We start from the raw sequence: 13,670 nt of genomic DNA, 5'->3' as shown, positions 1-13,670 counted from the left end.
GGCTATGGCGAAAGACGAAGTCATTCAGATGCAGGGCGAAGTCCTGGAAACGTTGCCAAATGCAACGTTCAAGGTCAAGCTCGAAAACGGACATGTGGTTCTTGGTCATATTTCTGGTAAGATGCGGATGCATTACATCCGTATCCTGCCTGGAGATAAGGTCACAGTGGAGTTGACTCCCTATGATCTGACTAAGGCTCGCATTGTATTCCGGGCCAAGTAATAGCCCGGATTTAATTTTGATCGAAAGGAAAGACGATGAGAGTTCAAGCGTCGGTCAAGAAAATTTGCCGCAATTGTAAAATCGTACGCCGCAACCGTGTTGTGCGTGTGATTTGCACCGACCCGCGGCACAAGCAGCGCCAAGGCTGATTGTTGCGACAATCAGTTTCTGGTGTTAACATGCAAAGCTTTTTGAACCTGGGGTAAGAAAAGTATGGCCCGTATTGCTGGGGTTAATATCCCGAATCATCAGCATACTGTGATCGGCCTTCAGGCTATTTTCGGTATTGGTCGCACCCGCGCCTATGCCGTCTGCGCAGCTACAAGCGTAGAGCCTACAAAAAAGGTTAAAGATCTCAGCGATGCTGAATTAGATCTGCTGCGTGAAGAACTTGGCAAGTATGTTGTCGAGGGTGATTTGCGCCGCGAAGTGACCATGAGCATCAAGCGTCTTATGGACCTTGGTTGCTACCGTGGTTTCCGTCACCGCAGAGGACTTCCGTGCCGCGGTCAGCGTACTCGTACCAATGCGCGTACTCGCAAGGGTCCGCGTAAGTCCATCGCTGGCAAGAAGTAATCCAAGGAATTGAAGAATGGCTAAAGCAAACACAGTACGTGTACGGAAGAAAGTCAAAAAGAGTGTGTCTGAAGGCGTTGTGCACGTGCACGCATCTTTCAATAACACAATCATAACCATCACTGATCGCCAAGGGAATGCACTGTCTTGGGCTACCTCGGGCGGTGCTGGTTTTAAAGGCTCTCGGAAAAGTACACCTTTTGCGGCTCAAGTAGCTGCAGAGGCTGCTGGTAAAGTTGCCCAAGAATACGGTGTAAAGAACCTCGAAGTTCGTATCAAGGGTCCGGGTCCGGGTCGTGAGTCCGCTGTGCGTGCATTGAACGCTCTCGGCTTCAAGATCACGAGCATTTCGGATGTTACGCCGATTCCGCATAACGGTTGTCGTCCGCCGAAGAAGCGTCGTATCTAATCCCGGAGTAAGTTATGGCTCGTTATATTGGACCCAAGTGCAAACTTGCACGTCGTGAGGGTACGGATCTTTTCCTTAAGAGCGCTCGTCGTTCTTTGGATAGTAAGTGCAAATTAGAACAAGCTCCTGGTCAGCACGGTGTGAGTGGCGGTAAAAAGCCATCACGTCTATCTGATTACGGCGTTCATTTGCGTGAAAAACAAAAGATCCGTCGCATTTATGGCGTATTGGAACGTCAGTTCCGTCGTTATTTTGAAGAAGCTAGCCGTCGTAAGGGCTCAACAGGTGAAAACCTACTGAAGCTTCTTGAGTGTCGTCTCGATAACGTTGTTTATCGTATGGGTTTTGGCTCTACACGTGCTGAAGCTCGTCAACTTGTTTCCCACAAAGCTATTGTGGTAAACGGTAGTGTTGTGAATATTCCTTCCTACTTGGTTAAAGCTGGCGACGTTGTTTCCGTTCGCGATAAGTCGAAAACTCAGGCACGTATCCAAGAAGCAGTTTCCTTGGCTGAGGGTATCGGTTTTCCGAGCTGGGTACAGGTAGATTCTAAGAAGCTTGAAGGTGTGTTTAAGAACATGCCAGAGCGTTCCGATCTGTCCAGCGACATCAACGAAGCGCTGGTTGTGGAATTCTACTCCAAGTAATATTCTGACCCGGCTAGCCAAGGGATACTGACTTATGCAAATCAACGCGAATGAGTTGCTCAAGCCGCGCATCATTGATGTGCAGGCTTTAAACGCTGCCCAGGCGAAAGTCGTGATGGAGCCGTTCGAGCGCGGTTACGGCCATACGCTCGGCAATGCTCTACGCCGCATTCTTCTTTCATCGATGTCTGGTTTTGCACCGACTGAAGTGAAAATTGAAGGGGTGGTTCACGAGTATTCCGCACTGGATGGCGTACAGGAAGATGTAGTCGATATCTTGCTGAACCTCAAAGGCGTTGTGCTCAAGCTGCATGGTCGGGACTCGGTCGTTCTCACCCTCTCAAAAGAGGGTGAGGGCGTCGTTAAAGCGTCCGATATTCAGCTGTCACACGATGTTGAGGTGATCAATCCAGATCATGTGATTGCCCATCTGTCTGCTGGTGGCAAGCTTAATATGGAAATTACGGTTGAAAAAGGTCGCGGCTATCAGCCTGCACCTAACCGTCTTGCTAAAGATGAAAACCGTACTATCGGTAACATCATGCTTGACGCGTCTTTCAGCCCGATTCGCCGTGTTAGCTACCACGTAGAAAGCGCACGTGTAGAGCAACGTACTGATCTTGATCGTTTGATTATTGACATTGAAACCAATGGCGTAATTGAACCTGAAGAAGCTGTGCGTCAGGCTGCACGTATGCTAATTGACCAGCTCGCCGTGTTCGCTGATCTTGAAGGCACTCCCGTAGAGGAAGAGCAACCACAGGCACCGCAGATCGATCCGATTCTGTTGCGTCCGGTTGATGACCTCGAACTGACTGTCCGTTCGGCTAACTGCCTGAAGGCAGAGAACATTTATTATATCGGCGACCTGATCCAGCGTACCGAGACTGAGCTTTTGAAGGCACCTAATCTTGGGCGTAAATCGCTTAATGAGATCAAGGAAGTTCTTGCCTCTAAAGGCCTCTCGCTGGGCATGCGCCTTGAAAACTGGCCGCCTGCTGGCTTAGAAAAGCCGTAATAGCGGGCAAAAGGAAATCGACAAATGCGTCACCGTCAATCTAATCGCAAATTAAATCGCACGACAAGTCACCGTCTGGCGATGTTGCGCAATCTTGCGAATTCGTTGCTCCGTCACGAAGTCATCAAGACCACTTTACCTAAAGCAAAAGAGCTGCGCCGTGTTGCAGAGCCTTTGATCACTTTGGGTAAAAAGCCTTCGCTTGCGAACCGCCGTCTGGCGTTCAATCGCACTCGCGATCGCGATATGGTGGTTAAGTTGTTCGACGTGCTGGGCCCGCGTTATGCTGCCCGTAATGGCGGCTACCTTCGCATTCTGAAGTGCGGTTTCCGTCAAGGCGACAATGCTCCTATGGCATTTGTTGAACTTGTAGACCGTCCGGAAGAAGCGGAAGTGGTTGAAGCAGCTGAGTAATCAGTTGTTTTGCAGCTATTCGTTGTAATGTAAAAAAGCCAACCGCAAGGTTGGCTTTTTTATTGCCCTCAGTATTTTATTGCTGTGGTATTTGTGATGCCACAGGCAAAACAGAAAACCAGCTCCATTCATGAGCGGCTTTGATCATTACATTTCGAACCAAAGCATAGGCATGGTCATCGTCACAGCTCAGTAGGTCGGCAATATTCTGGTAGTCATCGGGTAGCGCAGGGTCTTGCCAGTGATGAACAAGGTGGCGGGCAGTTGATGTCGCAATGGTCACTGTTCTGACTCTGGGCTCATCAATATGGCGCTCATCCATTAAATGGGTGAGTAAAGCAGGCAAGTGCCAGTGTTGCGCTAATGCTGTTTGTAGTTCATTGTTGGTAAAGCCAAGGATTAATTTTTGCGCGTCATGACTTCTGCTGCCAGGGTGGCGCTGTATATGAAGTGCAATTTGTTGTGCAAGCTCAGGAGCGATCAGCCAGAGTAAAATTTCAGCGAGGTCATGTAATAAAGAGGCTGTAATTACTTCGACTGGGTCTACATCATGGCGTTGACCACCTAAGCTTTCAGCAATTTTTGCTGCCAGATAGGAGCGGGATATGATTTTCTTTATGCTAATCAGCGCGCTGGGGCTCTGATGCAGGGTGTTTTCAATAGCAGGCATCGTGCTAAATTCACGGAAAAAACCAGTCATTCCTATCATTAAAAGCACATGATCCACTGTGTTTACATCGCTCGTTTGGACTGCGCGCCGATGTTCTTGCTGGAATCGTATTAATCTGAGCGTGAGCAACGGATCGTGTCGTATGAGCTGTGACAGGTCTCTGATGCTAATGTCATCACTTTTGGATTTCAAATGTGCCATTTGATCCAAGGTATACTGCATGGCGGGGATTTCTATATTACTCAGTTTAATGAGCCAGTCGTTAAGGCTGGGTTTTATATGAAGGGCCATGGTCATTAATCTGCTGGATCAGTAGTAATGTTTTCATTTTAGCTGCTAAATGGATGAGTTATGTCACGATATGCAATTGGCGATATTCAAGGGTGTTTTACAGAGCTAATGGCCGTAGTAGATAGCATGGCTTTTAATCCTCTTTGCGATGAGCTTTATCTTGTTGGCGATTTGGTTAATCGTGGGCCTGCATCACTTGAAACACTTCGCTGGGCGGCGCATACCAAAGGTGTGTCACTGGTGCTTGGGAATCATGACTTGCATCTATTAGCAATGGCAGCTGGAATCGCTCAGGCAAAGCCAGGGGACACTTTGCAGGTGGTGCTAGATGCTCCTGATGGGGACGCGCTTATTTTCTGGCTGCGGCAGCAACCTTTGTTGATTGATTTGAGTGATGTTTTAATTGTGCATGCCGGTATTAGCCCAGGCTGGTCGCTTGAAACGGCTAAGACTGCCGCTTGTGAGGTAGAGCTGGCATTACGTGGTGAAAAATGGAAAGACTTTATGGCGGTGATGTACGGCAATCAGCCCGTTGATTGGGCGGAGAGTATGAGTGCTGAAGATCGAATGCGTTTCACTGTAAATTGTTTAACACGAATGCGGTTTGTGACTACGGATGGCGCGCTGCAATTTAAGTATAAAGGCGAGCGCGATCAAGCACCAGCAGGGATTAAGCCATGGTTTGATGTTGCAGGTCGCTTGCCTTTAAACCGTCGTATTGTTTGCGGCCATTGGTCAGCGCTTGGTTTGATGTTGCGAGACGACGTGTGGGCATTAGACACGGGGTGTGTATGGGGTGGCGCGTTAACTGGAGTGTGCTTAGATAGTGGGCGACTTTACCAGGTTGCCGCCCGCAGTCAGTATCAGGCGTTATTTGATTGAGGGTTGAGTGCATGGTGAGCCGTGCATATTCTTGCTTCAATAAATTGAGTTAATATGCGCCGGTTTTTATGGTCAGTCGGAAACGGGGCCAGAAAGTTAATTTCTGCATGTAATGAGCGTGTACCTAAAATTCGCCATACAGATTGTGCAATCGACATGTCGCCAATATAGGTCGCAGCGTCAGAGTGCTTGCCATCTTCATCGGTGTAGCGCAGGTAAACAGGTTGAATTGTTGCATTCCCATCGATTGCTGCTTGCAATAATGATGAACGAAATGGCAAAAGTTGCCGCCCACAGCCCGTAGTGCCTTCAGGAAAAACGGTAACACAGTGCCCTTCACTTAAAGCAGCAACGATGGCATCGTTAACACGGGCAGTGTCTCTTTTTCGCTCTCTTTCAATAAAAAGCGTGCCAGTACCAATGCATAGGCGGCCAATAATTGGCCAGGACCTGAGCTCGGATTTGGCTACAAATCTTGAAACAGTCACCGAATCCAGAATAAAAATATCCAGCCATGAAATGTGATTGGCTAACAGCATATGCTGTTCTGGGTACTTGCCTGGCCCAATGCCTTGGACACGTAAACTAACACCTAGAATCAGGGTTAATTGCTTTGACCACGTCTGAATATAGTCCACCCGTTCTGCCAGCGACCAGTGCGGAAAGCGGAATGTAACTTTAAACAAACCTTTGGCAAAATGGATGATTAAGCGGCATAGGCGACTAAGACGTAGGCATAACAATGGAGTGCGCATGCAGCTAAAATTCTGTAGGAAAATTCGTAATGCTGTGAGTTTAGCTGTTTCTTGCTCGTTCGGCCAACTCCCTTGTGTGTGAAGATCACCGCATGAAGTGTCGGGCATAACGCATATCTAAGTTTTGCATTGGCAAGATAATGAAAAGGTCTGCGGTATTGAAGTCTGGGTCCCATGCGGGTTCGCCGCAAATGAGTGCACCGGCGCGAAGATAACCTTTAATTAAAGGCGGCACTTCAGTTTCTAGGCGTTGGTTCAGTGTTGAGATGGGAAGAGGGCAGCGAGGAAAAACACGCCATTCAACGGGGGCTAGTTTGTCTTTGGCAAGTTTGTGATAAAGACTAGCAGCTACGTGGCCACCATCAGCAATAGAGACGCTGGCGCAGCCTATTAGGTAGTTGTATTGGTTCTTGCTCATATATTCGGCAAGGCCTGCCCAGAGCAGCGTGATTGTGGCGCCAGAGCGATAGTCTGGGTGTACACAAGAGCGGCCAATTTCAACCAATTGCTCGCGTAAATGCCCTAGTCTGGTGAGATCAAATTCAGTATCTGAGTAATAGCTGCCCAGCTTTCGTGCCTGATGTGGGGGAAGGATGCGGTAGGTGCCGACGACTTCGCCGGTTTCATCGTCCTGGACCAGCAAATGGTCGCAGTAAGCGTCGAACAGATCACGATCAATGCCTGGCTCACGGCATACAATATGTGCACCCATTTCTTCAACGAACACTCGGTATCGTAAAGCCTGCGCTGCACGGATTAGCTCATCATTGTCAGCAATACATACAGAGAGTTTACGTTTTCGGCTGGGGGTAATCTGAGTTTGAAGCATTGGTTTCCTCCTGAGTAAGAGGAAACTTAAAGCTTGCAGATGACGCTGCGATGACGGTGAGATGAAGCTGAAGTGACAGAAGAAAAAGAGTTAATGTGAGGGGGCGTCTAAATCCTGGCTGCTGCTGGGCGTTGCCGGAATATTGTATTCTTCATTGGCCCAACGGCCTAAATCGATCAATTTGCAGCGTTCAGAGCAAAAAGGGCGGCTCGGATTTTCTGTGGAATATGTATGTTGTTTTCCACAGCTTGGGCATTTGGTTTGAAATGTGGGTGTATTCATAAATTACAGTAGCCAAGGCCAAAGTCGACATCTGTATCGACAACCTTAGCGCGTTCTCCACTAGTTGAGGGCACTACAAAACGGATATTAATCGCATAGCGGTTAGCTGATAGCTCGGGCACAGCCGCCAAGTGAGTAGGCAAGCTCACTCTTAATAGTTGTACTGTTTTTCCGCCTGACATTTGCTGAAAATTACCATTTTTTGCGGTGTAATTATTCTCGCGCATGCTGTCTCGCAGTAAGCGAAGTACAATGTCTAATCCATGCTTGATGGGCAGTAAAGGATTAAACCAGCCATCAATGTCTACTCTGCGGTATTCAGCAGTTTGTTGCTGCCAATAGTGGTAAGAAGGTAAGTCAAAGGCGCATGCACCACCTGGAATAGTGACACGTTGTTTAATGGCCATTAGCCATTCATTTTCTCGCAGCGCCTGACCAAACTTGCCTGTCATATTTAGCATTTTGCAATGCGTTTCCTCAATATCGATTAAGACCCGTTCCAATGCATCTTCTGATATTTGCGGATTATTACGTAGTGCAGATAAAGCTTGTCGTTGGCGTTCCAATTCCTGCAGTAAATCCGATTTCATATCCGCACGACCAGCGACTTCCATGATTTCGAAAATACCAAGCAAGGCCGCATGATGGTCTGTTGCAGAGTCGCGCCCCACATACTGAATGGTGCGGTTGTATAAGTGCTCGAGCCGCAAAAGGGTGCGAATGCGCTCGTTAATAGGGAATTCGTAGCTAATCACGATGCGTCTAACCGGCGAAGATATTCGATTTTGCAGCAAAAAATGGTTTATGAAAATCTATTACGTAAACCGACATGTTGGATCCTGATATCGCTGGTGAAGTGAACTAACGCTGGATTGTAAATGAGCAAGAGTGCTTACATTCAAAATAATATCATTGGCGAGTTGTATTCGTGCGGCTCTTGGGTGTTGATTGGCAATAATCGCTTCAATTTCTGTGTTTTTTAAGCCACTCCGTGCGCCTACCCGCTCAATTTGCTGCTCAATAGAGCAATCGACCAGCAGACTCCGATCAATAGTATTGGTATAGGTGTTTGTTTCAAATAATAAAGGGACAACTAATAGTGCATAGGGAGTATGGGTGGGTAACTGATCCAGCCTTTCCATTACAATATTTTTGATCATGGGATGAAAAATATTTTCTAGCTTGGTTTTTGCTTCTGTATTTGTATAAATGTGTTCACGCATCCGTGCTCGTTTGAGTGAACCATCTTTTTCTATGAAATCCTGGCCGAATTCTTGAGCAATTTGCACTAGTGCTGCAGAAGGGGGCTGACTTAGGGCGTGAGCAATTTCATCGGTATCAATGACAGGAACGCCTAGTTCTGCAAAAAGCTTGGCAACGGTTGATTTGCCGCTGCCTATCCCTCCAGTAAGACCAATAATACGCATGCCATCTGCTCGCATTAAGCCGCCACACCACTAAAAAGAAGCTGTTGTAGCGAGCCGCCAATCAGTAATGTAAGCCAGCCTGCAATCCCAAGGTAAGGCCCAAATGGCATGGGTTTTCCCATTCCACGCTTAGCAAGTATGGTAAGAGCAATACCGATTACTGCGCCACTGATTGAGGATAGCAAAATAATGCTTGGCAAAGCTTGCCACCCAAACCAAGCGCCCAATGCTGCAAGTAGCTTAAAGTCGCCGTAGCCCATGCCCTCTTTGCCAGTGACAAGCTTAAATAGCCAGTAAACAGCCCACAGCACTAAATAGCCGGCAACTGCACCGATGACAGCTTGGTCGAGGGGAACAAATAGGTTATTTAAGTTAAAGAGCAGGCCAAGCCAGAGCAGCGGGAGTGTGATGCTATCGGGTAATAGATAAGTATCTGCATCAATAAAGACCAGTGCAATTAAAGCCCATGTCAGCATGATTGCGGCGATTGCGGCGATTGTAACGCCAAAATGTAAGCCTGCAATGGTTGTGAGTGTTGCGCAAAGCAGCTCAACCATCGGATAGCGAGGGCTGATCTGCGTTTTACATGCTTTGCAACGTCCTCGTAAAACCAAGTAACTGATCACCGGGATATTCTCTAGTGCCCCAATTGCATGGCCGCAGCTTGGGCAGGCTGAGCGTGGAACGACTAAGTTGTAGGTGGTGCTTGGTGGAGTAATGGCATCGATTGGGGCATCAATAAGCTGACATTCTTGCCTGAATTGATGCTCCATCATTTTGGGGATACGGTGAATAACGACATTTAAAAAACTGCCCACTAATAAACCCAATACGAATAAAAAACCGCCAAATATGGCGGGGCTATCCAAAAACAACTCAATCATTAACCCACAACCTCGCCCATTTTGAAAATTGGTAAGTACATTGCAACGACCAAGCCACCAATGAGCGTACCCAATACCACCATGATAATCGGCTCCATCAGGCTGGATAATGCTTCAACCGCATTATCCACTTCTTCTTCGTAGTAATCGGCCACTTTGCTGAGCATTGAATCTAATGCACCGGATTCTTCACCAATTGCGACCATTTGCATCACCATATTGGGGAACATATTGGTGCTTTGCATGGCTAAAGTTAAGCTGGTACCGGTGCTTACTTCGGTTTGAATTTTCTTGGTTGCCAGTTTGTAGAGATAATTACCTGCAGCTCCACCAACCGAATCAAGCGATTCGACTAGGGGGACGCCCGCCGCAAACATGGTTGCCAAGGTACGGCACCAGCGAGCAATTGTGGCATCCAGCATAATTTTGCCAATAATCGGAATTTTAAGCAGCAAGCGATCCATGACAATTTGAATGGCTTCGGATTTTTTCCATGCTTTTAAAAAGCCCCAAATTCCGCCAAATATCCCGCCGAATATGAGCCACCAGTAAGTGACAAATACATCGGAAATAGCCATAACTACCAGTGTTGGCGTAGGTAAATTAGCCCCGAAACTGGAAAATAGCTCTTTAAACGCAGGAATCACAAAAATCATAATCACGGCAGTAATAACAAATGCCGCCACAATAACGGCAGTAGGATAAAACAGCGCGGATTTGATTTTTTTCTTAACGCCCAGCGTTTTTTCTTTATATGTGGCAAGCCGGGCGAGTAAGGCATCTAAAATACCGGCTTGCTCACCCGCCTGAATCAGATTGCAATACAGAGCATCAAACTCATTGGGGTGCTTTCTAAACGCTTGCGTGAGAGATGATCCCGTTTCGATATCATTTTTGATATCCATTAGCAACTTGGTTACTGATGGATTGCTGTGGCCTTTGGCAACAATATCAAAAGAAGTGAGCAGCGGCACGCCGGATTTAAGCATGGTGGCTAATTGCCGGGTAAACATGGTGATGTCTTCGTCAGTAATTCTCTTGCTCGAACCCATCCGTTGTTTTTTTACTTTGAGTACATTAATACCCTGGCGGCGAAGCGTGTTTTTAACAACGTGCTCGCCACTGGCCCGTACCTCGCCTTTGACAATTTTGCCTCCGCGATCTTTACCTTCCCAGATAAAAGTAAATTCTTTTACTTTAAGTGTTTTGTTAAGTGCTTTGGGTGCTAGAGCCATGACGCCCCTCTTTGGATTTTATTCATTGGTAACAGCCATGATCTCTTCTAATGAGGTTAGCCCTTGTTTTACTTTACGTAAGCCAGAGCCTCGTAAATCACGTACGCCATCGCGTTTTGCTTGGTCTGCAATATCAATTGCATTACCGTTGGTCATAATAATGCGGTTCATTGCATCGGTAATTGGCATCACTTGGTAAATACCGACCCGACCTTTATAGCCAGAACCCTTGCAGATATCGCAGCCAACGGGCTTGTAAGGGCTCCATGTGCCATCAAGATCTTCTTCTGCAAAACCTGCGTCCAGTAAGGCCTGATGAGGAATATCAATCGGCGCTTTGCAGCTACACAGCTTTCTGGCTAAGCGTTGTGCGGTAATTAAAATAACGGATGACGCAATATTAAAAGGAGCAATTCCCATATTGAGCATCCGTGTGAGCGTGGTGGGTGCATCATTGGTGTGCAGGGTAGAGAACACCATATGCCCTGTTTGCGCGGCTTTAATGGAAATATCTGCCGTTCCTAGGTCGCGAATCTCCCCCACCATGATGATGTCGGGATCCTGGCGTAAGAAAGCTTTCAGAGCGACAGCAAAAGTAAGCCCGGATTTTTCGTTTACATTAACCTGATTAACACCCGGCAAGTTAATTTCACAAGGATCTTCAGCGGTAGAGATATTAATCCCCGGCTGGTTCAGGATGTTCAAGCAAGTGTAAAGAGAAACCGTTTTTCCTGAGCCGGTTGGTCCTGTAACCAAAATCATGCCATACGGCCGCTGGATGGCTTCCAGCAAGATTTCTTTTTGGTCTGGATCGTAACCCAGCGCATCAATCCCCAAGGTGGCTGAGGAAGGATCTAAAATCCGCATACAAATTTTCTCGCCATGCATGGTTGGCATGGTGGAAACTCGGAAGTCGATGGCCCGGCTTTTGGACAAAACCAATTTCATACGGCCATCTTGTGGAACGCGCTTCTCAGAAATATCGAGCTTGGAAATAACTTTAATGCGTGAGGCGAGCTTGTCTTTGATCGCCAGCGGAGGTTGTGCTACTTCTCGTAGCACACCATCAAGGCGGTAGCGGATACGGAAAAATTTCTCGTAAGGCTCAAAGTGAATATCGGAAACACCTGCATTAATGGCGTCGAGCAGAATCTTTTGCAGGTATTTAACGATGGGCGCGTCATCGACCTCTAGGGCCGCAGCTTCATTCTGGCTTGTTTCTTCCTCGCCACCACCCATGTCTAAATCAACATCATCCAGCGCCATACTGCTTAAGTTGGCTCCTGTGGATTCGACGATTTTTTCAAGCAAGGAAACAAGCTTGCTGTCTTCGACGACCAGAGGCTGGACTTGCAGGCCGGTTTGAAAGCGAACTTCTTCCAATGCCTGCAAATTAGTGATGTCTGAAAGACCGATGAACAGCTTCGTGCCCCGTTTAAAGAGCGGCACGATGCGCTGTATCAACATTACTTTATTGTCCAAAACCCCTTGAGGTATATAGCTTGGATCAATATGGTCAAGATCGAGCAGGGGGTAGCCAAACGCTTGCGACGAGAATTCAGCAACGTCCCTCGCAGTCATTTTACGACTGCGAATGAGTTGCTCAATAAAGGGCGTTTTGCTGCTGTTTGCCGTAGATTGTAAAGCTTCAGCGTCTGCTTCAATTAATCTACCGTGCTGAACAAGCAGGCGGGCAAGACCAGATACAGGTGAGTTAGGTGCTGACATGGTCTTCTAATTTGTAATCAAAAAAGTGAGCGGTATTGCCTTACACATTTAGTTTAGCAAATACCTTTTAACCTTGCGCTTTCTTTCCTTTTAAAACACAACTAAATGTCTTGTGCGTAAAGGCGAATGACGCGAATACTACGATCTTGTGTTTGTACGATTTCAATTCGTTGCCCCGACAAAACTAGGCATGTGCCCGCATCGGGGATATCTTCGAAATGTTCAAGTATGAGTCCATTTAATGTTTTAGGCCCATCCACAGGAAATGTTAAGCGTAATTTTCTATTTAGATCTCGCAAGCTGGACGCACCATCAAGCAAGACACTACCGTCGGGCTGGCGTAATACTTTAGCTCCTTGAGCAGGGGAGTTGCTTGTGAATTCACCGACAACCTGCTCAAGGATGTCCTCTAATGTCACGAGTCCTTGCATTTCGCCATATTCATCAACTACAACCGCCATTCTTCGTTTGTTTTCTTGAAAGTTTTGCAGTTGAGTAAAAAGGGGCGTGCTTGATGGAATAAAATAAGGGGGGCGCATCATTTCACGCAGCCGGGTCTGATCTACCTCGTCTTCTCTTAACGATAAAATTTTCCGAATATGTAAAATGCCAATAATATTGTCTGGATTAACGGCATAAACAGGAAGTCGTGTGTGATGACAGGTCACGATTTGCTTGCGGATTTCATCCGTTGGTCCGTCTAAATCGATGCTTTCAATTTGATGGCGCGGTGTCATCACGTCATCAACGGTAATGCTGGCCAGCTCAAATAAATTAAGCAAAATAGTGTGGTGTTTTTTTTCCATATAGCGCCCAGACTCTAAAACTAAAAGGCGTAATTCTTCGGGCGATAAGGCATGTTGATTTTCTTGGTTTTTTTTAAGGCGTAATGTTTTAATCAAAGCACTTACAAATAAATTGACTAGCCACACTGCAGGATAGAGCAGGCGCAGAAGAATCAGTAATGGAAAAGATGCTGTATATGCAAACTGCTCTGCATAATTGGCAGCCAGTACTTTGGGTGTGGCTTCAGAGAAAATAAGTATGGCAAAGGCAACCAGCAAGGTGGCGGTACCAAGAGCAACGTCATTCCCGGTAAAAAGTCGGTTTGCAATCAGTGTAGATAAGGTTGCCGATGCGGTGTTGATTAGTGTATTGCCAATTAAAATAACGGATAGCAGCTTGTCTGTTTGTGTGAGTAGCTTTTGAGTGCGTGAGGCAGCAAGATGACCTTGGCGTGCTTTGCTGGCTATTTTGTAGCGGTTGACCGCCATCATTGCCGTTTCTGCGCCGGAGAAAAAGGCGGAAGTGGCTAAGCACAATGCAAGAGCAAGATAAAGGTAGGATAAAGAAGTCTGTTCCAAGGTCGTTGCGATGCCCGTAATTTACAAAGGAGTGAG

The 13,670-nt window shown here is 46.9% G+C and carries 18 protein-coding genes; 8 read left to right on the top strand and 10 right to left on the bottom strand.

The genetic code is table 11. The annotated features are described in order from the left end of the window. Positions 1 to 4: 4 nt before the first annotated feature. The 7 genes from infA to rplQ all read left to right on the top strand — a co-directional run bounded on the left by infA (position 5) and on the right by rplQ (position 3,287). Positions 5 to 223 carry a translation initiation factor IF-1 gene (infA, locus tag VN23_RS15440; RefSeq protein ID WP_046351576.1) on the top strand — a complete coding sequence of 73 codons (219 nt, stop codon included), beginning with the start codon at positions 5 to 7 and terminating at the stop codon, positions 221 to 223. A gap of 35 nt (positions 224 to 258) precedes the next feature. Further along, on the top strand, positions 259 to 372 hold the full coding sequence (gene rpmJ, locus VN23_RS15435) for a 50S ribosomal protein L36 (RefSeq protein WP_046351577.1): 114 nt from the start codon (positions 259 to 261) through the stop codon (positions 370 to 372). 64 nt (positions 373 to 436) lie between these two features. Next, positions 437 to 799: a 30S ribosomal protein S13 gene (gene rpsM, locus VN23_RS15430; RefSeq protein ID WP_046351578.1), complete on the top strand. Its 363-nt coding sequence runs from the start codon at positions 437 to 439 to the stop codon at positions 797 to 799. Between the two features lie 16 nt (positions 800 to 815). Continuing rightward, positions 816 to 1,208: a 30S ribosomal protein S11 gene (rpsK, locus tag VN23_RS15425; RefSeq protein ID WP_046351579.1), complete on the top strand. Its 393-nt coding sequence runs from the start codon at positions 816 to 818 to the stop codon at positions 1,206 to 1,208. Positions 1,209 to 1,222: 14 nt separating this feature from the next. Further along, positions 1,223 to 1,855, top strand: coding sequence for a 30S ribosomal protein S4 (gene rpsD, locus VN23_RS15420; RefSeq protein ID WP_046351580.1), 633 nt, complete (start codon positions 1,223 to 1,225; stop codon positions 1,853 to 1,855). Positions 1,856 to 1,889: 34 nt separating this feature from the next. Next, a complete protein-coding gene (locus VN23_RS15415) occupies positions 1,890 to 2,873 on the top strand; it encodes a DNA-directed RNA polymerase subunit alpha (RefSeq protein WP_046351581.1) in 984 nt (327 codons plus the stop codon). Between the two features lie 24 nt (positions 2,874 to 2,897). Continuing rightward, positions 2,898 to 3,287, top strand: a complete 390-nt coding sequence (gene rplQ, locus VN23_RS15410; RefSeq protein WP_046351582.1) for a 50S ribosomal protein L17 — start codon at positions 2,898 to 2,900, stop codon at positions 3,285 to 3,287. A 76-nt stretch (positions 3,288 to 3,363) separates the two neighbouring features. Here rplQ and VN23_RS15405 read toward each other — a convergent pair whose 3' ends face one another. Beyond that, the gene (locus VN23_RS15405; RefSeq protein ID WP_231743438.1) at positions 3,364 to 4,158 is read right to left on the bottom strand and encodes an HDOD domain-containing protein; all 795 of its coding nucleotides are present in this window, start codon (positions 4,156 to 4,158) and stop codon (positions 3,364 to 3,366) included. A 150-nt stretch (positions 4,159 to 4,308) separates the two neighbouring features. On the opposite strand from VN23_RS15405, the gene VN23_RS15400 reads away from it, so the two are divergent. Further along, entirely contained in the window at positions 4,309 to 5,130 is an 822-nt protein-coding gene (locus VN23_RS15400; protein ID WP_046351583.1) for a symmetrical bis(5'-nucleosyl)-tetraphosphatase, read from the top strand. On the opposite strand, the gene VN23_RS15395 is transcribed toward VN23_RS15400, so the two are convergent. The 9 genes from VN23_RS15395 to VN23_RS15355 all read right to left on the bottom strand — a co-directional run bounded on the left by VN23_RS15395 (position 5,112) and on the right by VN23_RS15355 (position 13,634). Next, on the bottom strand, positions 5,112 to 5,885 hold the full coding sequence (locus tag VN23_RS15395) for a lysophospholipid acyltransferase family protein (RefSeq protein ID WP_046351584.1): 774 nt from the start codon (positions 5,883 to 5,885) through the stop codon (positions 5,112 to 5,114). The genes VN23_RS15400 and VN23_RS15395 overlap by 19 nt on opposite strands. A gap of 85 nt (positions 5,886 to 5,970) precedes the next feature. Beyond that, positions 5,971 to 6,714 (bottom strand): GNAT family N-acetyltransferase, encoded by a 744-nt coding sequence (locus VN23_RS15390; RefSeq protein WP_046351585.1) that lies wholly within the window; start codon positions 6,712 to 6,714, stop codon positions 5,971 to 5,973. A gap of 90 nt (positions 6,715 to 6,804) precedes the next feature. Next, positions 6,805 to 6,996 carry a DNA gyrase inhibitor YacG gene (locus VN23_RS15385; protein ID WP_046351586.1) on the bottom strand — a complete coding sequence of 64 codons (192 nt, stop codon included), beginning with the start codon at positions 6,994 to 6,996 and terminating at the stop codon, positions 6,805 to 6,807. Continuing rightward, the gene (zapD, locus tag VN23_RS15380) at positions 6,993 to 7,751 is read right to left on the bottom strand and encodes a cell division protein ZapD (RefSeq protein ID WP_046351587.1); all 759 of its coding nucleotides are present in this window, start codon (positions 7,749 to 7,751) and stop codon (positions 6,993 to 6,995) included. Before zapD ends, VN23_RS15385 begins: the two co-directional genes overlap by 4 nt. Before the next feature lie 60 nt (positions 7,752 to 7,811). Next, entirely contained in the window at positions 7,812 to 8,438 is a 627-nt protein-coding gene (coaE, locus tag VN23_RS15375) for a dephospho-CoA kinase (protein ID WP_231743277.1), read from the bottom strand. Further along, positions 8,438 to 9,307: a prepilin peptidase gene (locus VN23_RS15370; protein WP_046351588.1), complete on the bottom strand. Its 870-nt coding sequence runs from the start codon at positions 9,305 to 9,307 to the stop codon at positions 8,438 to 8,440. The genes coaE and VN23_RS15370 overlap by 1 nt, the downstream gene beginning before the upstream one ends. Further along, positions 9,307 to 10,542 carry a type II secretion system F family protein gene (locus VN23_RS15365; protein WP_046351589.1) on the bottom strand — a complete coding sequence of 412 codons (1,236 nt, stop codon included), beginning with the start codon at positions 10,540 to 10,542 and terminating at the stop codon, positions 9,307 to 9,309. Before VN23_RS15365 ends, VN23_RS15370 begins: the two co-directional genes overlap by 1 nt. An 18-nt stretch (positions 10,543 to 10,560) precedes the next feature. Beyond that, the gene (gene pilB, locus VN23_RS15360) at positions 10,561 to 12,270 is read right to left on the bottom strand and encodes a type IV-A pilus assembly ATPase PilB (protein ID WP_046351590.1); all 1,710 of its coding nucleotides are present in this window, start codon (positions 12,268 to 12,270) and stop codon (positions 10,561 to 10,563) included. 101 nt (positions 12,271 to 12,371) lie between these two features. Then, positions 12,372 to 13,634: an HlyC/CorC family transporter gene (locus VN23_RS15355; RefSeq protein WP_046351591.1), complete on the bottom strand. Its 1,263-nt coding sequence runs from the start codon at positions 13,632 to 13,634 to the stop codon at positions 12,372 to 12,374. Positions 13,635 to 13,670: the final 36 nt, after the last annotated feature.

Origin of the sequence: Janthinobacterium sp. B9-8, from assembly GCF_000969645.2 — a bacterium.
Classification (GTDB): domain Bacteria; phylum Pseudomonadota; class Gammaproteobacteria; order Burkholderiales; family Chitinibacteraceae; genus Iodobacter.
Note: the sequence above shows the minus strand (reverse complement) of the source record. Positions and strands in the feature narration are given on the sequence as shown.